The sequence below is a fragment of the Streptomyces sp. ActVer genome, assembly GCF_027270795.1.
GTDB lineage: Bacteria > Actinomycetota > Actinomycetes > Streptomycetales > Streptomycetaceae > Streptomyces > Streptomyces umbrinus_A.
In genome coordinates, this window is record NZ_JAPWHT010000001.1 from 15691 (window position 1) to 35752 (window position 20062).

Consider the following 20062-nt stretch of genomic DNA (forward strand, 5'->3'; position numbering starts at 1 on the left):
CCCGGCGGCAGGCTCGTCGCCGCCGGGCGTCGCACCACGCTGGTGACCGCGCCCGGCGAGCGGCTCTGAACCTGCCCGGCCGACACGGCGCCCAAGGCTCCGGCCCAGCCCTTGGCGACATGCATCCCACGAGGACGCGAAGGGCCTGATGCGCCTGGGAGACTGTCGGCCGAGCCCTGCGGGAACCGGCCTCGACACGGCCGAACCGGCCCGGTGTCGCAGCGATCCCCGGAAGCCGTCAGGATCCGGCTTTTTTGCGAGCAGGGGCCTTACGGGCGGTCGTCGTGCTCCGCGCGGCCGTCGATCCGCGTGACGTCCTGCGAGGCCCCTGGCTCTGCTCGCTGTGGAGTACCTCGAACCCGCACATCAGGCGCGCAACGCCGAACTCGAAGTCCTCGTCGCTCGTCCCGGAGATCGGATGGCGGTCGATCAAGCCGTCCAGGACGGGAAAGTGGAACCAGTCCGTGATGCGACGCTGGCGGGCGGGGTCGGTCATCGGCGCGTTGGCCAGCCGAAGGATGCGCTCGTGGATGATCGAACCGCGGGTGTACACACCGATGGCGTTGCACACCATCATCGCGTTGTCGGGCGTGAAACCGTCCGCGACCAGCTTCGCCACCACGGACTCGAGCAGTTCCATGATGCGGCGGGTCGCCTCACGACTGTATGTGGAGGTGCGGATCAACAGCAGATCGGAGAGGACCGCATCCTCGCGGTGGATCTCGCGCTGCACGCGGAAGTGCGAGGACAGCATGTTCTGCCAGGTGTCATCCGCCCGGACCTCCGGCATCAGCCGCAGGTACTTGTCGACGGCGATGTCCGTCATCGCATTGAGCAGCTCTTCCTTCTTCCGGAAGTACCAGTAGATGCTGGTGACGCCGACACCCAGATGCTCGGCGAGGATCGGCATGCTCAGCTGGTCGAGCGAGGTGCCCCGCGCGACCTCGAAGGCACCCCCGAGGATCTCCTCGGCGTTGATCGAGTTACGCTGACGACGCTTACGCGTCCCGGCGGAATCGGCCTTGGTCACGCTGCTTCTCCTCCTTGTCACCACCCCACCGGCCCGGCCCGAGCGTAGGCCGAGCCCGCGCTCCGAACTGACTGACACGGTACCAGCCAATGCCTCCCGGCATGGCATACGGTAAGGGATTACCGTAACGCTGCCGCGACGGCTGGTCGACCGCCCCGGACCACGTCGCCGCCTGCTGGTTCTCAGCGCGGTTCTGGTGAACCGGGTCGGAACGGGCACCTCACCCGCGATCCGTTCCGCCACGCGGCGGACGCTCGACGAGTCGTCGGCGATTCCTGTGAGCAGCCGTCACCGCACCGCCTCGGCACCGGCCTTCCGCCCGGGGAACGAACAGCATCAGCCTGACCCGCGCCCGACCGACGATCTCGAGCAGCACCACGATGGTGTCGGCCCCGCGTCACGGCCCCTCCGACAGCTGCACCGCGCCGTTGTCCCTCCGATCAGCCGGTGGTAGCTTACCGAAATCATTCCCGGAACCTTTACCGGATAGAATACCGGTAGAGCACGCGCCTGGCCGCCGCAGTCCCGCAACCGACTGTATGCCGGCGCCACACCACCGGCGGAAGACGGTCGGGCCGCCGGGCCGGACACCCTTCAGCGAAACACCCACCAAAAGGCGGTCGAGATGGATCTGCTCCGACGTCGTGAAGGCTCTGCCGAGGTCATCACACTCAACCGCCCCGACCAGCGCAACGCCCTCAGCCCCGGCCTGATCGCCGAACTCTCGCGGGCGCTGCGTGACTGCCTGGACGACGACGCGGTACGCGCGGTGGTGCTGACCGGTGCCGGCGACCGGGCGTTCTGCGCCGGCATGGACCTCAAAGCGTTCGCCTCCGGTTCCGATTCCTCCGGGCCGGAGTCCGACAACACGCATTTCACGATGTTCAGCCGAGGCGAGTACCCCAAGCCCGTCATCGGTGCCGCCAACGCCACCGCCGTCGCCGGAGGGTTCGAGCTCCTGCTCAACTGCGACATCGTCGTCGCCTCCGACAAGGCCAGGTTCGGCATCCCGGAGGTCAAGCGCGGCCTGTTCGCCGCCGGCGGCGGAACCACGCTGCCCGGCCGCATCCCCCTCGCGATCGCTCTCGAACTCGGGCTGACCGGAGATCTGATCGACGCCGAGCGCGCGTGTGCGCTGGGGCTGGTCAACTGTGTCGTTCCAGCCGGAGACGTGGTCGGCGCCGCGTTGGAGTTCGCCCGCCGTATCGGCGAGAACGGCCCGCTCGGCGTCCTCGCGACGAAGAAGCTCATGCGCGTGACGCTCACCGAAGGCGTCGCCGCGGCGCGCGCGGCGCAGGAAGCCGAAAACTCCAAGGTGTTCAAGAGCGAGGACGCGCTCGAAGGGGCTCGCGCCTTCGCGGAGAAGCGCGCACCGCAGTGGAAGGGCCGGTGAGTCACCCCCGGCGGGGGTGACCCACCGCAGGACCGGACGGGTCACGGAGGCCCAGGACCCGTTGGGTCTGCGCGGTCACACGGTGCCGAGGAATCGCCCTACCTGGTCGATGAACGCGTCGTTGTCGTCGCCGGCCACCATATGGCCGGTGCCGGCGACGTCGACCGCGCGCGAGCCGGACACGAGCGACAGGAGCCCGCGCACCCCCTCCTCACTGAGCACGTCCGACTGGGCACCGCGGACCAGGAGGGTGGGAACGCCGATGGCGCGGGCCGCCTCGCGCAGCCGCTCCGGGTCGGGCTGCCGCCTGGGCCCGTCGGCGTCCCGCCGCACCAGCGCCGGGTCCCAGTGCCAGTACCAGCGGCCGTCTTCGGCCAGGCGCACGTTCTTGCGCAACCCGTCCGGACTTCTCGGACGCCGACGCTGCGGGTTGTACTCGGACACCGCGGCGGCGACGTCCTCCAGGGTGGCGAAGCCGTCGACGTGGCGGCGCATGAACCCGGAGACCCGTTCGGCGCCGTCCCGTGCCATGCGAGGGGCGACATCGACGAGCACGAGCGCGCGGGCGTCCACCAGCCCTTCCCCGACGGCCAGCAGCGAGGTCAGGCCGCCCATCGACGCGCCGATCAGCGCGGGAGGACGCGGATCGCCCTCACCGACCCGGGCTGCCACGGCGACGAGATCGGCCACGAGGACGTCCATCGAGTAGTCCCCGTCCGGCGCCCACCCACTGTCGCCGTGACCGCGGGTGTCGAGCGAGAAGGTGCGCCAGCCGCTCCTGGCAAGCGTCAGGGCCGCGCCCTTCCACGAATGGCGGGTCTGGCCCCCGCCGTGCAGGAACAGCGCGGTGCCCTTCGGCGCGTCCACCGGATATTCCTCGGCGGCCAGTTCCACGCCGGCGGCGGGGATCCGCCTGATGAGTGGCTCGGTCCAGGTCATGCGGTTGCACCCTCCCATCTCTCGGGTCACTTCCTCCGCCCGCACGTCGCCGGTCAGCGCACGCGGCACCTCTCGGCGCAGCGTGCAGTGAGGAGTTGCGCGGTCGCGCAGCCGACAAGCCTGCTTGCACGGGGATCTTCCTGACGCCGGCACCGGTCCCGCCTCCCGCGGAGGCTCCGCCGGCACCTGCCGTACGTGTGCGACTTCAGTACGCGGCGGGAACCAGGGGCGAGACGTCCTCGCCCTGGATCATCTCCCCGGCAGACTCGTGTCCCAGTAGTCGGCCCGGCGCGCGATCCGACCGTCGCACCCCTCGCACCTATTGACCCCTGTACTATATACCTTACGGTATGGGTGATGCGGCATCCCTTCCAGACGGCCCCGGCCGCTCTGCGGGACGGACGGCATCAGCAGTGCCCAAGCAATGCCCGTCGCCGAGGAGGACGATATGAGTTTGCAGGTCGGCAACCGGCTGCGCGGACAGAACTCGACGTGCGAAGTCATCGTCGTCAAGGGTTCCGCCAGCCCCGCGGTATTGATGTGCGCCGGCGCGGAGATGCGCACGACGGCCCCCGATCCCCCCGCCCCACAGGTGAGCGACGGCCCACCGATCCAGCTCGGCAAGCGGTACACGGACGACGCCAGCGGCATCGAGGTGCTGTGCACCAAGGCCGGAATCGGCCCTTTGACCTTCGGCGACAGCCAACTCACGCAGAAGGCAGCCAAGGCGCTGCCGGCGTCCGACTGAACGGACCGCACCCGCGATGAACCTCACGATGCTCCTCGACATGGTGGTCGAGGGGATGCCCGACCGGATCCTCATCGGTGACCGCACGGACGGCCTCACCGCCCGCGAACTCGCCCGACGGGCGCGCTCGGGCGCGGATCTCGTCCGGGCCGCCGATGCCGGCACCGTCGTCTACCTCGGCGGCAACGGTCCCGCGTTTCCGGTCGCCCTGTTCGCCGCGGCCTCCGCCGGCGTGCCGTTCCTGCCGGTCAACTACCGGCTGAGCGACGAGCAGCTGGACGACGTCCTCGGCCGCCAGGCCAGGCCGCTCGTGATAACCGACTCACCCGAGCGGGTCCGGGGCATGGCGGCCGTGACGCTGGAGGAGTTCGCCGGACCGACGGCCGTTGCCGCCGATCACGAAACCGAGCCCGCCGACCCGGACCCCGACTCGATCGCCGTGCTGCTGATGACGAGCGGGACGACCGCCGCCCCGAAGAGCGCGGTACTGCGGCACCGGCACCTGACGTCCTACATCTTCGGCTCCGTCGAGTTCGCGTCGGCCGAGCAGAGCGACGCGACCATCGTCAGCGTGCCGCCCTACCACATCGCCGCCGTCGCGAACCTGCTCTCCAACCTGTACGCCGGTCGCCGGATCGTGTATCTCGACCACTTCAGCGCCGCCGACTGGCTGCATCGCGTCCGGACCCAGGCCGTCACGCACGCGATGGTGGTGCCGACGATGCTCGTGCGCATCGTCAGCGAACTCGTCCACTCCGGCGTGCGGGGCCCTTCGACGCTGCGGTCGATGTCGTACGGCGGCGCGAAGATCGCCGTACCCGTGCTCGTGGAGGCGCTGCGGCTCTTTCCCGGCACCGGTTTCGTCAACGCCTACGGCCTCACCGAGACCGCCTCCTCCATCGCGGTGCTGGGACCGGACGACCACCGTACGGCCGCCGCGAGCGACGATCCCGCCGTGCGCGCGAGACTGGGGTCGGTGGGCCGTGCGCTGCCCAGCGTGGAGATCGAGGTCCATGCCCCGGACGGGCTGCCGTGCCCTCCCGGCGTGGTGGGAGACATCGTCGTACGCGGCCCGCAGGTCGCCGGTGAATACCTGGAGGCCGGCAGTCGGCTGGACAGCGCCGGCTGGTTCCCCACCCGTGACCGCGGCCATATCGACGAGGACGGCTTCATCTTCGTCGAGGGCCGGTCCGACGACACCATCATCCGCGGCGGCGAGAACATCGCCCCATCGGAGATCGAGAGCGTGCTCACCGAGCACGAATGGGTGGCGGACGTGGCCGTGGCCGGCATCCCGGACGACGAATGGGGGCAGCGCATCGGCGCGTTCGTCGTCGTCCAGCCCGGCGTGCGGCCGGACGCCGACGTCCTGCGCGAGTTCGTCCGCGGCCGACTGCGCAGCTCGAAGACCCCCGACGACATCGTCTTCCTGCCGGAACTCCCGACCACGCCGACGGGCAAGGTACTGCGCCGCAAGCTGGTCGCGGACATCGACAAGGACACCGGGGCCTCCGAGTCCACCAGGACACCCGTGCTCTAGCAGCACCCGAAGACAAGGAGTGCGCGTGGAGTTCAAGACACTCGCGATAGTCGGCCTCGGCACCATGGGGGCCGGTATCGCGCAGACGGCCGTTTCCCTCGGCTTCGACGTGGTCGGCGTCGAGCGGGACGAGCAGGCCGTAGTGGCAGGTCGGGCACGGGTCGCCGCCGGGCTGGCGAAGTTCGTCGAGAAGGGGAAGTTCACCGGGGAACAGGCAGCCCAGGCACTGGCCCGCCTGCGCACCTCCACGGACCGGGCGGACATCGCCGGAGCCGACATCGTGATCGACGCGGCGTTCGAGGACGTCGACCTCAAGCGTGAGCTCTTCCGCGACTTCGAGCGCCACGCCTCTGCCACCGCGGTCCTCGCCTCGAACACCTCGACGATCCCGCTCGTGATCATGGCGGCCGAGACGTGCGCCCCCGAGCGGGTCGTCGGCCTGCACTTCTTCAACCCGGTCCCCCTCATGGACCTGGTGGAGGTCATCCGCACCCCGGCGACGAGCGAGGAGACCGTCCGGGCCGCCGTCGATCTGTCGAAGGCCCTCGGAAAGTCCCCGGTCATCATCAAGGACGTGCCCGGCTTCATCGGCAACCTGCTCGTCGTGCCGTTCCTCCTGGACGCCATCCGCGCCTTCGAGCGCGGCGTGGCCTCGATGGAGGACATCGACTCGGTCCTCAGGCTCGGCTTCAACCACCCGATGGGACCCTTCAGGCTCAGCGACCTGATCGGCCTGGACATCGTCCAGGACATGGCCGAGCGCATGTACGAGGAGTACCGCGATCCCAAATACTGGCCCCCGCCGCTGCTCAAGCAGTACGTACGGATGGGTTGGCTGGGCCGGAAGACCAAGCGCGGTTTCTACACGTACGACTGACGGCTGACGAGGGCCGTCCGGCCGGTCTTCCCCGGCCCGCGGGGTGGCTCGGTGAGCACGGGTTCCTGCCCGGCCGGCCTGGTCAGGCACGGATCGGTGCCGGCAGCACGGGCGGCCCACTCGACGAGCGCGGACGGTGGGGTCTCGTCACGCACGAGGTAGTCGGTGAGAGGGCCTGTGCCCAAGCCGGTGCGTTCGGCCCCGTTGAGCAGCCCGGCAAGGTGGAAGGCCGTCCCCTCCGCCGACGTCACCCCGTGGCGGTGCACCAGGTGCAGCGCGGCCTGCGCCTACAGGCGCCCCATGAAGACCCTGGGTCTTCCGCGAACCATCGCCCGCAGCAGTCCGGCGGGAGCCGCCGCGCAGCCGGGCGGCAACGTGTTCTGCTCGCGGACGGCCGGCTGAACGAATTCTGGCTGTTCGTGCGAAGCACGCCCGCACCGGTGAACCGGGAACCGCGCGCGGAGTTCGTTTCTGCGCTGGGGCCGCGAGCTCTACCACGCCGACTTCAGACCCAGCGTCGCTTGGGAGCTGAACTACACAAGTGCCGACTGGGGCCGGATTCTCGGCAAACGGCAACGGCTCCTCTATGCGGCCGTCCGGCATGCCGTCGACCATCCCGACCTCGATGTCGAAGACCGCCCGCGCCTGCTGCGCCTGCTGCGGCGGTGTGCGGGATTCGACGAGTACACCATCGCCCGACACGCCCGTGTTCGACTCAACGTGACGGCTGCGGACCGTCCGTGACCCGTTCCCATGTTCGGGGGCGTGGTGGGTGTCGCGGCGTTGGCGAAGGCGGCCGGGCTGACGCATGTGAACCTCGACGGAACTGTCATCCGCACCGACCACGCCGCCGCTCCGGGCCCCAACGGCGCAGACCTCTGGGGGTCCGGAAAACGCAGCACCATGGTGGAAACGCACAGGTCATCTCCACCCTGGACGGCCGGCCGAGCTGGACATGCCGACCCTGGTCGACCTCGGCTACGAAAACACCGGCGGCAGTTTCCCTCACCCCGTCAAGAAACCCGCCAGAGCGCGCTGACCGCAGAGCAACAGGCGTACAACACGGTCATCTGCGGCATCCACGGCGTCTGTGAGCGTGCCAACTCCCTGCTCAAGACGACCTTCAAGGCCCTGCGCATGGTCAGCCTCGACCCCAGCCGCATCACACAGATCGCCGCCGCAGCTCTCGTCCTGCTCCAACTCGAGCACAACCTCACCACCTGATCGCACAACGTCATGATCTGTTACTGGGAAAGGCTCAATGAGGTCTTCTCGGCAACGTGACGGTTGCGGTGTGTGACGGGGTGCGGGTGTCCGCTCGCGGCCTAGTTCTGCGGTGCCAGGGTGCGTACGACGTCGAACTAGTTGCCCTCGGGATCGGCCATGACCACCCAGTTTCGGTCTGACCCCTGGCCCACATCCGTCTTGGTGGCGCCGAGGCCGAGCAATCTGGTCACCTCATCCTCGGTGCTGCCGTCGATCGGGCTGACGTCGAGGTGAAGCCGGTTCTTCACGGTCTTGCCCTCAGGTACCTGGATGAACAGCAGGGTGGGCGGCATCTGGCGGGCCCGAACATCCTCGATGGTCGGCATCCAGGAGCCGATCTCGACCTTGCCCTCGCTCCGGTCGATCACCTTGAAGTCCAGGACCTCGCACCAGAAGGCCGCGAGCCTCTCCGGATCGTGGCAGTCAACGGCCAACTCGGTGAACCTACTTGTCATGACTCTCCCCAGGTAGTGCGGATGGGGCTCAGAGTATTGGCCACGCCGCCCGTCCGACAGATCCGCGATCTTCCTGGCTGACCAGGGCCATCAGACGGGCCTGACCCGGCATCAGATACGCGAGAAGCCCCTGGTAGGAACAGGTCTGCGAAGATCACGTTCCGGAACCCAGAGGCTTCACGCGTTGACCAGTATCACCTACACCGCAACACTCGACGTCGGCAGGGAGACCGCCGAGACTCTCGCCCAGCTCTTGCGCAAGCACCGGGAACGGCTCGGCACCCGCAGGGGGACCCGCGCTCTGGGCGTCTAGCAGGGTGTCCTGGTGCTGCGGTGGTTCGTCGATGGGACCCGGCTGGCCCAACTCGCCCGGGACAACGGGGTCTCGGTGCCCACCGCGTACCGCTACGTGCACGAAGGGCTGACCGTGCTCGCCGACCACGCCCCGGATCTGTGCACCGCGCTGGAACGGGCGGCGGCCGCCGGCTACACCCATCTCAACCTGGACGGCACCGTCACCCGTACTGACCGCGCCGCCGCCCCCGGCCCCAAAGGCGCCGACCTCTGGTGGTCCGGGAAGCACAAGCACCACGGCGGCAACGTCCAGGTTGTCTCCGCCCCCGACGGCTGGCCGATCTGGGTCTCCCCGGTCCGCCCCGGCCGCGAGCATGACACCACCTGCGCCCGCACCCACGGCCTGGTCGACGCCCTCAACCGGCTCGCCTCCACCCTGGACATTCCCACCCTGACAGACCTCGGCTACGAGAACGCCGGCGACGGCTTCCGCCACCCGGTCAAGAGGCCCAACGGCAGCGAACTCGACGACGAGCAGCAGGCATTCAACTCGGTCATCCGAGGCGTCCATGCGGTCGCCGAGCGGGCCAACGCCCTGCTCAAGGTCACCTTCAAGGCCCTGCGCCGGGCCAGCCTCGACCCCAGCGGCATCACCCGGATCGCCCGAGCCGCCCTCGTCCTGCTCCAGCTGGAACACGGCCGCACCGCCTGACGAAGATCACGAACCGTCACGAGACGTTACCGAGAAGGGTTCAATGAGCCGACGGGAACCAAGGTGCACCGACAACCCACTGGCGCCGACACCAACACCGTTCCACAACAACTCATCAGCAAGAAGAGATTCGCAAAGTGAGCGGATGTTGCGTTGAAGGCTCGTCAGCTCTGATCGCCCCGATCCTCGGCCTTCGAGTCTGCTTCGCGGATGAAGAACGCTCTAAGCTTGTGCTCTTGGCGGCGGTGGCGGGCCCGCGAACCGGACGACTTCGCTATCCAGGGTGCATTGGAATCGGTAAGTCGCGCCTGAAGGAATCATGACGCCGCCCCCCGGTCCGAGGTCGGCGACTAGCCTGGACTTTTCGGCGTAGAACTGCACAGAGCCCGCCAGTACCAGCCAGATTGAGTCGCCGGGGTGAGAGTGCAACCCGTTCTCGCCGCCTCCCGCCCGGTAGCGCGCCCGGTACAGACCCACTTCCGGCGTTCGGACAAGGGCCTCGACCCTCCTAGCCTCGGGTGCGCGCCCACCTGTGAACACCTGAAAGTCGAGATCGGTGCTGACGTCGCCGCCCAGAGCGATATCCCAGGCCTTCCGATCGGGAATGTGCCCATAGTGCTTTTCAGTGTCATCGCTCGGTTCCGGAGCAGGGGTATCTCCGGCTGTGGTGTCCATCATTACTCATAGACCCTCTCGTGGTTTGGGGCCCGGGCGGCAGCGGGCGGGGACTTCTGCAGCGGAGGCGACCTGGCCGAGTCCGACACCGGGCCCGACCCGGTCCGCTCGCATGCGATGAGTACCGCCGGAAGCACCGCCGCACTCCTGGCCCGGTTGTCCGGACGTTCATCGGCGCGGGGATCGCAGTGCCGTCCTTCGCCTCCCTGGTCCCGGCCGATCCCGACATCCGCGTCCGGCTGCCCGAGATCGCGATGGGGCTGATCCCCGGCGCGGGCGGCACGGTCCGGCTCGTGGCCGGGCCGGGCGGTGCCGCACCGCGTTCCTGGACCGTGCCCGACGCGCCCTGGAGTGGGGCCCGGTGGACGAGATCAGGCTCCACACGGGTAGCGCGCTCATCCGGCCGGCAGGGCCCGCCGGTCGATCCACTCCAGCGGCAGGCCGAGCGTGCTCGCGGGATCCGTCCACGCCTGAGGCCCCGCACGCTCGACGACCGTCACGCCCTCGTCCTCCAACTGTCCCAGTGCGGTGTCGAGTTCGTCCACCACGAGGCACACGCCGTGCAGCCGCTCGCCGTGCCGCTCCAGGGCCTCGGCGTACCGACTGCGGCCGCTGAGGGGTGACACGAGGCGTACCGTCACGCCGCCGACGCGTAGATCGACGGAGTCCTCGTGTTGCCCGACCGGGTGTCCCGGAGCCGGTGCCATCTCCATGAGCGAGGCGAGCAGCTCCGCGCTCTTTCGGGCGTCGCGCACGGTCACCGTCAGCCAGGCGACACCCCGTACGTCGACGAGTCCCGGCCGGCCGTCGACCGTCGGCTCGCCGCCGCGTGAGTCGTCGACGAACTCGCTGTCCGTCCACTCGACCAACAGCCCCGATGTGTCCGCCGGATGCATGAAGAAATGCCGCCCCGGCACATCGGCCCCGGTGATCCGTACGTTCCTGCGCCGCAGCAGCGTCTCCGCCGCCCACAGGTCGTCGATCGTCCAGGCGACCGAGTGCAGCCCGGGACCGTAGCGCGCTACGTAGCGCCCCAGCGGCCCCGAGGCGGCCGTCGCCGTGAACAGCGCGACGGGGTCCTGGCCGAGCCGCAGGAGCTGGATGTCGACACCCGACTCCTGCCAGTGGTTGCCGTCCTGGGTGCCTATCGGGAGGCCGTGCACCTGACGCGTCCGTACCTGGAGCGGCCGGGCCCCGAGCACGCGGCGCAGCCACGCGTCCATGTGCTGGCGGGGCTCGCATGCGATGCCCAGTCGATGGAAGTGCCCGGGGCGTACCACCGGAGTTCCCACGATCGGTGCAGCGTTCATCGGCCTCTCCTTGAAGCGCTGGGATCGGTTGCTGACATAGGGCGTTGATGTGACGCACGGCGGCTGTCATCATCAATCAATTACCATACCGTATTGCTTACGGTATGTTGTCCTGCAAGGATGCGGACAGCCAGCGCGAGCTCGAATGAAGCGTGGTGACAGGACAGCGATGGAGGCGACGCCACCCAGGCTGCTCCGGGGAAGCCTCATCAGGCTTTCTTGCGGTGCTGTGCTTCTTCTTCGCTCGCGGAATGGACCGACCGCACGGCACGGATCTCGCCGTCGGGATTGTCGGAGGCGTCATGGCCATGGCATCAATCGCCATCCGCCCGTTCGTGCCCCGGCGCACCCTGTTCGTCGACGACCTGCGCGCGTCGGGCACGCAGCGACTCTTCCTGTTTCTACGCGGTGGTCGTCCTCCTGGTGTGCATCGGCGGCGGCAACGTCCCGGACCGTATGGGACCGGCCAGGACCGGATGGACGGCGACGGTGCTGATCTGCCTCGGCGTCACCGGTTCCGCCGCCACTGCGGCGGTCTGGGGCATCTGCGTGAGCCTCGTGCCGCTGGGCATCGGTATCGCGTTCCAGTGCCCGGGGCTGCCGGCCCTGACGCTCAACCGTGTCTCCGACGACGAACGTCCGCGCGCCCCTTCACGTTCACGATGGTCTTCGACATCGCGACCGGATCCGGCGGGCAGTTCGTCGGAGGCATCGCCGCCGCTGTCGGCGGCTACCGGTCCGCTTTCGCGGCGGCTGCCATGTGCTCTCTGGTGACCCTGCTGATCCTGCGGTTCCTCGTGCTCGTCAGTCCGGTGGAGGAGACCCTGCCGGACCCGGAGGTCGTCGTCCTCAGAGAGGAGTTGTCGGAGAAATGAGCCGCACCATGGACCTGTCGGTGACCCTGGACTACACACAGGACGTCGTAGCCCTGCTGCCCGAGATCCGCGCGCTGGAGTCAGCGGGCGTCGACGGCCTGTGGATCCAGGAGGGTTACAGTTTCGACGCCGTGTCCGCGATCGGGTTCCTCGCCGCGCACACTGGGGGTATCCGGCTCGGTACGGCGATTCTCAACGTGTTCAGCCGCAGCCCCGCCCTGCTCGCGATGACGGCCGCGGGCTGCGACCAGCTCAGCGGGGGGCGGTTCTCGCTCGGCCTCGGCTCGTCCGGACCGCAGGTCGTCGAGGGCTTCCACGGGGTCGGCTACGACCGGCCGGTCACCCGGATCCGCGAGACCATCGACGTCTGCCGCATGGTGTGGCGGCGCGAGCCTCTGCGCTATGAGGGCCGCACCGTCACCGTCCTGCTGACCGAGCGCGGCAGACCGCTGAAGATCGTCAACCAGCCGGTCGGTCCCGCGGTCCCGGTGTACTGGGCGGCGCTCGGCGACCGGTCGGTCACCGCGGCCGCCGAGACGGCCGACGGCTGGCTGCCCTTCTTCATTCGTGCCCGCGCGCGCCGACCGGGCCTTCGGCGACGCGCTGAGGGACGGTGCCAAACGCAGGGATCCCGTACTCGGTGCACTGGACGTGGTGGCACACGTCGACGTGGCCGTCGGCGAGGGCCTCGACGCCGACCGGCTCCTGGCCCCCGCCCGCTCCCGGATCGCGCTGTACGCGGGCGGAATGGGCTCACGGCAGTCGAACTACTACAACGCACTGGCCCGCCGCATGGGCTGGGAGCGCGAGGCCGCCGAGATCCAGGACCACTTCCTGGCCGGGCGACGCGCCGAGGCCGCTGCCGCCGTGCCCGCTGAGTGGCTGTCCCTCGGCAACCTCGTCGGCCCCGAGTCCTGGATCGCCGAGCGGCTGGCGGCCTTCGCCGAGTCGGGAGTCAGCACGCTCGACATCACGGTGATCGGCGGCGCCGGACCGGCCGAAACGGTCGAGATCCTGCGCCGTCTGATGTGAACGGCCGCAGCCGTACTGGAAGTTCCATACAGAAGGTGATGAATCCATGGTGCAGCTGACCGCGGGCAGTACGCCGCCCGCCCTGCTCGGGGTCGCCGCGCGGCTGCCCGCACGTCGGCCGTCGTCGGCGCGGCGCACGTCCGACCTCCAGGTGACCCCACATCCGACCTGGGACCACGACCTCCTCGTGCGGGCTGCCGCGCGCGACGCCGTCGTGGATGGACACGGCCGCCTCACGGAAACGGCGTCCGCGCGCCTGAGCGCCGTACTCGACAACGGGTCCGTGCTCTCCCGGCTGACGGCGCCGCTTCCGCGATCCGTCTTCGAAGCCGTGACCGGCCACCCCGCCGTCAGCGGTTTCCGCGCCAGGCTCCGGGCGCTCGCGGACGCGGGGCTGCCGCCCGAATCGCTCGACGCAGCCCTCCTCGACGACCTGCCGACGGTGCGACTGGTCTCGGGCTACGGCAGGATCGCGGAGCTGGGCGAACCACCCCGTCCGCGGCCCACGCCCCTGGTCGGCGTCTGCACGGGCTGGGCCGCGGACGGCACCGCGCACCGCCTGTCACAGGCCGGCGGCCACCTCCTGAGCCGGACGCCCGAGGCCCCCGACTTCCCCGCGATGCTCGACCACCCCGCCGACTTCCATCTCGAACACCCCTCACGGTCCAGCTCCATGCACAGGCGCCGCATCCTCGAAGTCACCGCGCAAGGACAGGAGTTGGCTATCTACGAGTACTTCAGGGACAGCCACGTGGATCGTGACGGGCGCGAGGGCTCCCTGCACGAGTACGAGCTGCACGCCGTGGCCGACCGGGACTCGCTCGTGCTCTCGGCGATCACCGTGACCCCGCGGGCCCTGCCGTTCCCGGAGTGCCCGCTCGCGTCGGGCAACGTCCATGCCCTGCTGGGCACGTCCCTGCGTGCCGCGGACAGCGAGGTCAAGGCACGCCTGCCCGGCACCCTCGGCTGCACCCACCTGTCGGACGTCCTGCGCTTCCTCAGGTTCGTGGAACCGCTCGGCGCCCGTATCGCGGGAGGAGGAGACTGATGGAGCAACTGCTTCAAGAACTCAGGTCGTTCCTGGACGCGGAGGTGCCGCGGTTCCGCGAGAAGTGGGGCGACGATGCCGGCTCCTGGGAGGCACGCTGCGCCTGGCAGCGCACCACGGCGGGCGGCAAGTGGCCCGCCCCCGCGTGGAGCGAGGAGCACGGCGGCCGCGGCGCCTGCGTCGCCACGCTCGCGTCGGACGACGTGCACGGCGCTCGGACGACCGTCTCGGACGACGCCGCCGGAGGGCGGCTGAGCGGGGCGAACACGCATGTGCTGGACGCGCACATCGCTGATGTCCTGCTCGTGACGGCCGTGCGGGGCGAGAGGGTCCAGCTGTTCGCCGTGGACCCCCGCGCGGAGGGCGTCGAGCTGCGTCCGCTCACCGTGCTGGACCATACGCGCAGGCAGTTCCGGGGCGAACTGACCGATGTGAAAGGTCAGTTGCTGGACGAGGACTTCGGAGCCGGGCTCTCGCTCACGCTGTACGTTGCCGCGGTCCGGTTTCCGGGAGGCCTCGGCCACGGTCCTGAGCGAGGCGGAGCTGACCGCCGACGACGTCGACCATTCATGGTCTACGACGCCTACGCGCGCATCCACCTCTACGGGGTGGAGGACCTCGGATGCGTCGGACGGGGCGAGGCCGTCGTCTTCATCGAGAGCGGGGCCACCCGCCCCGGCGGCTCCCTGCCGATGAACACCAACGGCGGCGGACTGCTGTACACGCACGCCGGCATGTACGGCATGTTCGCCATCCAGGGCAGTGCGTCAGTTGCGCGGGGATGCCGCCGTACCCGTCGAGGGCTTGCGTACCAGTCTCGTCCAGGGCATCCGGGGCCTGTTCAGCGCCGCCGGCACCCTCGTCCCGTCCCAGTTCTGAACCATCGCACCCACTACCGGATTGGCGGTACACCATGCTCGACGAATTCTCCGAGGCCGGACTGGAGTTCAAGGTCGCGGACGGCATCGCCTGGATCACGCTGAACCGCCCGCACCTGCGCAATGCCGTGCACAAATCGCTGCGTAGCGCGCTCATCGCCGCGATCGCGGAGGTGCGCGACGACCCCTCCATCCGCGCGGCGGTGGTCACCGGCACGGGCCGGGCCTTCTGCTCGGGCGCCGACCTCAGCGAGGCGGACCACATCGAGATCAGGCCCGAGAGGCGGCGTGGCGCCCAGGCCAACATCGCCCGCGAGGACGGCCGTCGGTACGGCTGGTGGCGGCTGATCCGCGACGTCTGGGAGAACGAGAAGCCCTTCGTCGCCGCCGTGAACGGCGCGGCCTACGGCTTCGGCTGCAACTTCGCGCTCGCCTGCGACCTGGTCATAGCCGCCGAGTCGGCGAGCTTCTGCGAGGTGTTCGTGACGCGCGGGCTGCCCGTCGAGGCCGGTGGCGCGTATCTGCTCGCGCGTTCACTGAGCCCGGTCCGCGCGAAGGAGATCGCCCTGCTCGGCGAGCCGGTGAGCGGGCGGCAGGCGGAGCAGTGGGGCCTCGCCAACCGGTGCGTCCCGGACGACCAACTGCTCAGCGCCGCGGCGGACTTCGCCCACCGACTGGCCGCAGGACCGACGATCGGCCTGGGACACGTCAAGGGCCAGATCAACGACGCCTATGACTCGTCGTTCGACCAGGTCTGGAAGAACGAGGTGACCCTCCTGGGCCTGGGCATCGGGGAGGACGCCCAGGAGGCCGGGCGGGCCTTCGAGGAGCGCAGGGCACCCGTGTTCCGGGGCCGCTGAAAATACAGTAAACAGTACGGTAATTAGTACCGTATAGAAAGGGCCGGTGCCGCGCTCCGCGACTACGCAACAGAGGAAGCGTCGCGATGGCAGGACTCGCAGTGGGAACGCATCTGCACCGCCGGGTCGGCGCGGTCGAGATCGCGAGGCTCTCAGCAGCCCCGACGTCGAGGTCCGGGCCCGGCTGACATCAGCCGGACGCCCGTTGCCGTCGGTCAGCGTCGAGATCCGAGACGCGGACGGCTGGCCCTGCCCGCCCTGCACCGTCGGAACGATTCACGTCAGGGGTCCCCGGTCGCGGGGGAGTGCCGCGGGAGCGGCCCGGTCACCGACGCCGACGGCTGGTTCGCCACCCGCGACGAGGACATCTCGACACGGACGGCTATCTGTTCGCCCGGGGCCGTGCCGACGACACCATCATCCGGGGTGGCGAGAACATCGCCCCGGCCGAGATCGAAGCCGCGCTCCAGCGTCACCCGGACGTCCATGACGCTGCCGTCCTCGGCATACCCGACGACGAATGGGGTTAGCGGATCAGCTGCAGCTCGGCGGTGATCACGCGGTGCCCGGCGCCCAGAGCGCCGGCGATCAGTGCCGGGCCGATGACGTCGGTGGCGTACCCGCTGCGTGGCGCGCAGACGGCTGGGAGCAGCACGTGCGTGACCTGGCAGCCGCGGCAGCGCACGCGGGTGGGCCGGACCACCAGCCCCGCACCGTCGGCCTGGTGGATGGTGCGGGGCCGGGCGAAGCCCCACGGGGCTTACGGTCATCCGCACGCACAGGCCAGCCGGCCCGCGGCCACATCCGCGCGGGCCTGTGCCACGTCCAGCACTATGATCACGGCACGGTCCTGGGCTCATCCAGGCAGCATCCCCGGCCGCGCCGCCACCGGGCAGGGGGAGTTGGTGTTGCAGTCTGCCGCCTGCACAGATCACCAGGGCCGGAACTCTCAATCTGGGGCAGCGGCGACACCGTGAACACCAAGTGGACCATCCACGGTGCGGTGGCCAGCGGCGTGGTGTCGGCGTTCACGCTGTCGTCGCACACCAACGACTGTCACTCGCCGCAGCCGATCTCCCTGGTCCCCACCGGGAATGACGCCAAGACCGGCCCTCAGCTCCATCCAGAATGGCGCTCAACAGTCTGACCCGCCACCAGCACGACCCCGACGTGCGGGATGCCCCCCTACGGTTTGCCGGCGTCCTCCGTGTCCGCGAACAAGGCGTCCGCGGCCACGGCGAGCTCTTCGACATCGGCCGACACGGGGCTCACCAGCACAGGAGGCGAGTGCCTTGTCGGCTTGCGGGATTGACTCACAGTGGTACGGTAGTGCCGTAATGCTTACGGTAATACTTACTGAAAAACTTACTGCAAACGCTCGGGGCGGGTAGCCACACAAGGTCTTGGTCGTGGAGCGGACTGCCGAGCTACCCGCCTCCGCGGGGCGAATCCCGTGGGCAGTCGCACTCGCCGGCACTCGGGGGCTCCCACGTCGCGTCACAAGTCGGTGTTACTGAGAGGAAGAACTAATGGCCACACCCACATCGGGCCGGCTCGATGTTCATCATCACGTGATTCCCCCCGCTTTCGAACGTTTCGCGGGCCCGTCTACGCAGTGGTCGGCCGCGTCCACGCTGTCGTGGATGGACGATCACCGTGTCGCCGCAGCGGTGATGTCAGTGTCGGCGCCAGGTCTCCCGTCCGCTGCCGACGAAGGCGGTCCCCGACTGACCCGGGAAATCAACGAGTTCACCGCAGAACTGGTCAAGAACCGCCCGGACCGGTTCGGACATTTCGCCAGCCTGCCCATGGCTGATCACGATCCCGCCAGCGTGCTCGATGAGGTCGGCTACGCCTTCGACACCCTGCAGGCAGACGGGGTGGTGCTGATGTCCAACGCCGTCGGCATATACCTCGGCGACCGGCTGTGGGAACCGGTTTGGGAAGAACTCGATCGTCGCCAGGCCGTGGTCTTCATCCACCCCACGGCCACCGGACTCCGACCCCTCCACGGCCTTAGCCCAGCGGTGGTCGATTTCCCGTTCGACACTGCTCGTACCGCCGTCGACCTTGTGGTTTCCGGAGTGATGCACCGCCATCGGCACGTCAAGGTCATCCTGTCCCATGCGGGCGGATTCCTGCCCTACGCGGCACAGCGCTTCGCCGGAATCATCCCGGTTCTCAGCTCGCCGAAGTCCACTCCGACGACCCCCGACGCCATCCTGGCCGGCCTCAAACGCTTTTACTTCGACACCGCCTTGTCGACCGGCCACGACGCCCTGAAATTGCTGGCCTCGTTCGCTGAACCCGGCCACGTGCTCTACGGCAGCGACTGGCCCTACGCCGGCACTGCAGGAACCGCATACTTCAATCATCTCCTGGACACCGCCGACCTCACCCAATCCGACCGCGAGGCGATCGAACACCGCAACGCCGAACTCCTCTTCCCTCGATTCGCCACCTGACCGGAGCAGCCCAGCCCGCGGGGCTGCTCCGGTAATGGCCGGGAGCCTGGCACGCGGCGGACAACTGACTCAGGTCGGCCGTGAACGGCGGGACCGGTGTTTGAGCACGGCCGAGACATACGGCGGCATCATGGTGCCCCCAGTTGTCACAGCGCGCTCGGCCCAGTCCTGGCTAACCTTCGCCGTGATTGCGTTCGGAACGGGGCACGAGTGGCCCGTCCCCGGGCGCGAGCCCTCATTCGCGAGGCCCGGGCGAGTGCCTGGCTTCATCGGTGAACCCGAGGATCGCCCGGTCCAGCAGGTCAGCGATAAGGGTCTCCAGATATTCGGGCGACGGGTCGGTGTAATGGAGCACCAATGTGTCGGGAAATTGATCGAAGACACCGCCGACAAAGATTCGGCTGGCGCTCAGGTGCATGGGATGGCCTCGCCGTGATCGGCTGAGTGCCAGAAAGAGCGCTCGCCGAATGGACGTGGCCACATGCGCGCGCATGCCTTCCATGGCAGTGGTTGCCGGCCTCCGCTCCCGCCAGGCGCGAATCACCCCACGATATTCGCTGCTCGCCTTCAGTGTGGTGCGCACCCACTCCTTGAAGTCGTTCGTATAGTCATTCTCGTTGACACGTTCGAGGCGAAGCGCACCAGCGATCAGGTCGCGGGCACACATCTCGGCCAAGGCTTCCAGTAGCTCAACCTTGGTGTCGAAGTACTTGTAGAAGGTCCCTCGCGCGAACCCGGCCGTACGAACGATGTCGTCGATGTTGGTCTTCTGGTATCCAAACTCGGCGAAGCATTCCCCACCTGCGCGCATCAGGATGTTCACCGTTTGGACGGCTCGAGCGGTCAGGCCGGCGACCCGGTCTGAGTATGGGGTGGGCATCGGCCCCAGATCACGGGAGGCAAGTTTGCCGGTGATACGGTGGTTCTTCCATGCCCGTGGCACGGTACGATCCCCGCGTGTCACGTCCACTGGAGTCTCCGGAAAAAGCATGAGCTGCAGTGATACGGAGAAGTAGTAACGCAGCTCCTCACTCGGCAGCCGGGTACCGCTGCCGGATTCCTTGCTCGCATGGTCCGCATAGTTGAGATAAATGATCAGACTCGTCAACATGTTGGCGGCATCACGGGGATCGACTCCCTTGACGCCGCTACTCGAAAGCCAATCCGCTATCCGCGTGTTGTACGTTTCATTGAATTTTGCTACCAGGGGCCGTACCGGCGCTCCCGGAGTGTCGATATTCGACCATTCGCGGAACAAAATCTCGTACCGCTCGTATACCTCAGCCCATCGGTCGAGCCACCATCGAAGGTTGCTGAAGCCTCGCTCCGTGGCGCTGAGCGGTTCTAGGTGGCGAGCAAGGTCCAGCAGTGACGCCCCGCATTCTTCCAGAAGTTCGATGAAGATTCTTTCTTTGCTCTCGAAGTATTGGTAGAGCGTAGCGCGAGACATCCCGGCTTGGTCGGCGATATCCTGGATCGTCGTATTGTGGAATCCCTTTTCACCAAAGAGCGCCAGTGCGGTCTGCAGGACGTTTCCGACCGTGGTTGCACCGCGGTCCCCGATAGTGATGCTGTTCGGACCGTAACTAGGACGCCGTTCCATTGTCTGATTCCTTTCCGCTGAGCGACTGTCGAGCGGACCGAGAGCCTTCGCCCTGAAGTGTA

General features: G+C 68.4%; 23 protein-coding genes and 2 pseudogenes. 15 read left to right on the forward strand and 10 right to left on the reverse strand.

The genetic code is table 11. The features are described from left to right. Positions 1 to 238 precede the first annotated feature (238 nt). Positions 239 to 1030 (reverse strand): TetR/AcrR family transcriptional regulator, encoded by a 792-nt coding sequence (locus tag O3Q52_RS00090; protein ID WP_269646727.1) that lies wholly within the window; start codon positions 1028 to 1030, stop codon positions 239 to 241. A 625-nt stretch (positions 1031 to 1655) separates the two neighbouring features. Between O3Q52_RS00090 and O3Q52_RS00095 the strand changes: the two genes are divergently transcribed. After that, on the forward strand, positions 1656 to 2423 hold the full coding sequence (locus O3Q52_RS00095; protein ID WP_266586850.1) for an enoyl-CoA hydratase-related protein: 768 nt from the start codon (positions 1656 to 1658) through the stop codon (positions 2421 to 2423). A 75-nt stretch (positions 2424 to 2498) separates the two neighbouring features. Here O3Q52_RS00095 and O3Q52_RS00100 read toward each other — a convergent pair whose 3' ends face one another. Next, entirely contained in the window at positions 2499 to 3362 is an 864-nt protein-coding gene (locus tag O3Q52_RS00100; RefSeq protein WP_269646728.1) for an alpha/beta fold hydrolase, read from the reverse strand. Positions 3363 to 3810: 448 nt separating this feature from the next. On the opposite strand from O3Q52_RS00100, the gene O3Q52_RS00105 reads away from it, so the two are divergent. Genes O3Q52_RS00105 through O3Q52_RS00115 form a run of 3 tightly spaced genes read left to right on the forward strand, consistent with a single transcriptional unit; the run spans position 3811 to position 6527 of the window. Next, positions 3811 to 4110: a hypothetical protein gene (locus O3Q52_RS00105; protein ID WP_269646729.1), complete on the forward strand. Its 300-nt coding sequence runs from the start codon at positions 3811 to 3813 to the stop codon at positions 4108 to 4110. A gap of 16 nt (positions 4111 to 4126) precedes the next feature. Beyond that, the gene (locus O3Q52_RS00110) at positions 4127 to 5650 is read left to right on the forward strand and encodes a class I adenylate-forming enzyme family protein (RefSeq protein ID WP_266586845.1); all 1524 of its coding nucleotides are present in this window, start codon (positions 4127 to 4129) and stop codon (positions 5648 to 5650) included. A gap of 25 nt (positions 5651 to 5675) precedes the next feature. Continuing rightward, positions 5676 to 6527 carry a 3-hydroxyacyl-CoA dehydrogenase family protein gene (locus tag O3Q52_RS00115; RefSeq protein ID WP_269646730.1) on the forward strand — a complete coding sequence of 284 codons (852 nt, stop codon included), beginning with the start codon at positions 5676 to 5678 and terminating at the stop codon, positions 6525 to 6527. On the opposite strand, the gene O3Q52_RS00120 is transcribed toward O3Q52_RS00115, so the two are convergent. Further along, positions 6512 to 6778, reverse strand: a complete 267-nt coding sequence (locus O3Q52_RS00120) for a hypothetical protein (RefSeq protein ID WP_266586841.1) — start codon at positions 6776 to 6778, stop codon at positions 6512 to 6514. The two genes, O3Q52_RS00115 and O3Q52_RS00120, sit on opposite strands and share 16 nt — an antisense overlap. Before the next feature lie 514 nt (positions 6779 to 7292). On the opposite strand from O3Q52_RS00120, the gene O3Q52_RS00125 reads away from it, so the two are divergent. Beyond that, the gene (locus O3Q52_RS00125) at positions 7293 to 7751 is read left to right on the forward strand and encodes a transposase family protein (protein WP_266586839.1); all 459 of its coding nucleotides are present in this window, start codon (positions 7293 to 7295) and stop codon (positions 7749 to 7751) included. Positions 7752 to 7888: 137 nt separating this feature from the next. Here the strand turns inward: O3Q52_RS00125 and O3Q52_RS00130 are convergent, their stop codons facing one another. Continuing rightward, positions 7889 to 8248, reverse strand: a complete 360-nt coding sequence (locus O3Q52_RS00130; RefSeq protein WP_266586837.1) for a VOC family protein — start codon at positions 8246 to 8248, stop codon at positions 7889 to 7891. A 193-nt stretch (positions 8249 to 8441) separates the two neighbouring features. On the opposite strand from O3Q52_RS00130, the pseudogene O3Q52_RS00135 reads away from it, so the two are divergent. Then, positions 8442 to 9254 (forward strand): annotated as a pseudogene (locus O3Q52_RS00135) (transposase family protein). A gap of 1070 nt (positions 9255 to 10324) precedes the next feature. Here O3Q52_RS00135 and O3Q52_RS00140 read toward each other — a convergent pair. Beyond that, the gene (locus tag O3Q52_RS00140; protein WP_269646731.1) at positions 10325 to 11239 is read right to left on the reverse strand and encodes a VOC family protein; all 915 of its coding nucleotides are present in this window, start codon (positions 11237 to 11239) and stop codon (positions 10325 to 10327) included. 401 nt (positions 11240 to 11640) lie between these two features. Further along, a complete protein-coding gene (locus tag O3Q52_RS00145) occupies positions 11641 to 11784 on the reverse strand; it encodes a hypothetical protein (protein ID WP_269646732.1) in 144 nt (47 codons plus the stop codon). A 117-nt stretch (positions 11785 to 11901) separates the two neighbouring features. Here O3Q52_RS00145 and O3Q52_RS00150 point away from each other — a divergent pair, with 117 nt between their 5' ends. The 6 genes and pseudogenes from O3Q52_RS00150 to O3Q52_RS00175 all read left to right on the forward strand — a co-directional run bounded on the left by O3Q52_RS00150 (position 11902) and on the right by O3Q52_RS00175 (position 15932). Then, entirely contained in the window at positions 11902 to 12114 is a 213-nt protein-coding gene (locus tag O3Q52_RS00150; RefSeq protein WP_269646733.1) for a hypothetical protein, read from the forward strand. Between the two features lie 8 nt (positions 12115 to 12122). Then, a pseudogene (locus O3Q52_RS00155) lies at positions 12123 to 12617 on the forward strand (LLM class flavin-dependent oxidoreductase); the annotation flags it as partial. A gap of 64 nt (positions 12618 to 12681) precedes the next feature. Next, entirely contained in the window at positions 12682 to 13146 is a 465-nt protein-coding gene (locus O3Q52_RS00160) for an LLM class flavin-dependent oxidoreductase (protein ID WP_269646734.1), read from the forward strand. Between the two features lie 46 nt (positions 13147 to 13192). Then, positions 13193 to 14194 carry a DUF2889 domain-containing protein gene (locus tag O3Q52_RS00165; RefSeq protein WP_269646735.1) on the forward strand — a complete coding sequence of 334 codons (1002 nt, stop codon included), beginning with the start codon at positions 13193 to 13195 and terminating at the stop codon, positions 14192 to 14194. Next, positions 14194 to 15177 carry a hypothetical protein gene (locus O3Q52_RS00170; RefSeq protein ID WP_269646736.1) on the forward strand — a complete coding sequence of 328 codons (984 nt, stop codon included), beginning with the start codon at positions 14194 to 14196 and terminating at the stop codon, positions 15175 to 15177. The genes O3Q52_RS00165 and O3Q52_RS00170 overlap by 1 nt, the downstream gene beginning before the upstream one ends. After that, on the forward strand, positions 15108 to 15932 hold the full coding sequence (locus tag O3Q52_RS00175) for an enoyl-CoA hydratase/isomerase family protein (RefSeq protein WP_269646737.1): 825 nt from the start codon (positions 15108 to 15110) through the stop codon (positions 15930 to 15932). The genes O3Q52_RS00170 and O3Q52_RS00175 overlap by 70 nt, the downstream gene beginning before the upstream one ends. A gap of 281 nt (positions 15933 to 16213) precedes the next feature. Here O3Q52_RS00175 and O3Q52_RS00180 read toward each other — a convergent pair whose 3' ends face one another. Continuing rightward, entirely contained in the window at positions 16214 to 16420 is a 207-nt protein-coding gene (locus tag O3Q52_RS00180) for a hypothetical protein (RefSeq protein WP_269646765.1), read from the reverse strand. Between O3Q52_RS00180 and O3Q52_RS00185 the strand changes: the two genes are divergently transcribed. After that, positions 16385 to 16462, forward strand: coding sequence for a hypothetical protein (locus tag O3Q52_RS00185; RefSeq protein ID WP_266531854.1), 78 nt, complete (start codon positions 16385 to 16387; stop codon positions 16460 to 16462). The two genes, O3Q52_RS00180 and O3Q52_RS00185, sit on opposite strands and share 36 nt — an antisense overlap. On the opposite strand, the gene O3Q52_RS00190 is transcribed toward O3Q52_RS00185, so the two are convergent. Further along, positions 16459 to 16662 (reverse strand): hypothetical protein, encoded by a 204-nt coding sequence (locus O3Q52_RS00190; protein WP_266588554.1) that lies wholly within the window; start codon positions 16660 to 16662, stop codon positions 16459 to 16461. The genes O3Q52_RS00185 and O3Q52_RS00190 overlap by 4 nt on opposite strands. A 243-nt stretch (positions 16663 to 16905) precedes the next feature. Here O3Q52_RS00190 and O3Q52_RS00195 point away from each other — a divergent pair, with 243 nt between their 5' ends. Then, a complete protein-coding gene (locus O3Q52_RS00195) occupies positions 16906 to 17079 on the forward strand; it encodes a hypothetical protein (RefSeq protein WP_269646738.1) in 174 nt (57 codons plus the stop codon). Between the two features lie 38 nt (positions 17080 to 17117). On the opposite strand, the gene O3Q52_RS00200 is transcribed toward O3Q52_RS00195, so the two are convergent. Further along, a complete protein-coding gene (locus O3Q52_RS00200; protein WP_266586823.1) occupies positions 17118 to 17249 on the reverse strand; it encodes a hypothetical protein in 132 nt (43 codons plus the stop codon). Between the two features lie 212 nt (positions 17250 to 17461). On the opposite strand from O3Q52_RS00200, the gene O3Q52_RS00205 reads away from it, so the two are divergent. Then, positions 17462 to 18397, forward strand: coding sequence for an amidohydrolase family protein (locus O3Q52_RS00205; RefSeq protein WP_266586821.1), 936 nt, complete (start codon positions 17462 to 17464; stop codon positions 18395 to 18397). Positions 18398 to 18632: 235 nt separating this feature from the next. On the opposite strand, the gene O3Q52_RS00210 is transcribed toward O3Q52_RS00205, so the two are convergent. Then, complete coding sequence (locus O3Q52_RS00210) at positions 18633 to 20000, reverse strand: TetR/AcrR family transcriptional regulator (protein WP_269646739.1); 1368 nt, start codon at positions 19998 to 20000, stop codon at positions 18633 to 18635. Positions 20001 to 20062 lie beyond the last annotated feature (62 nt).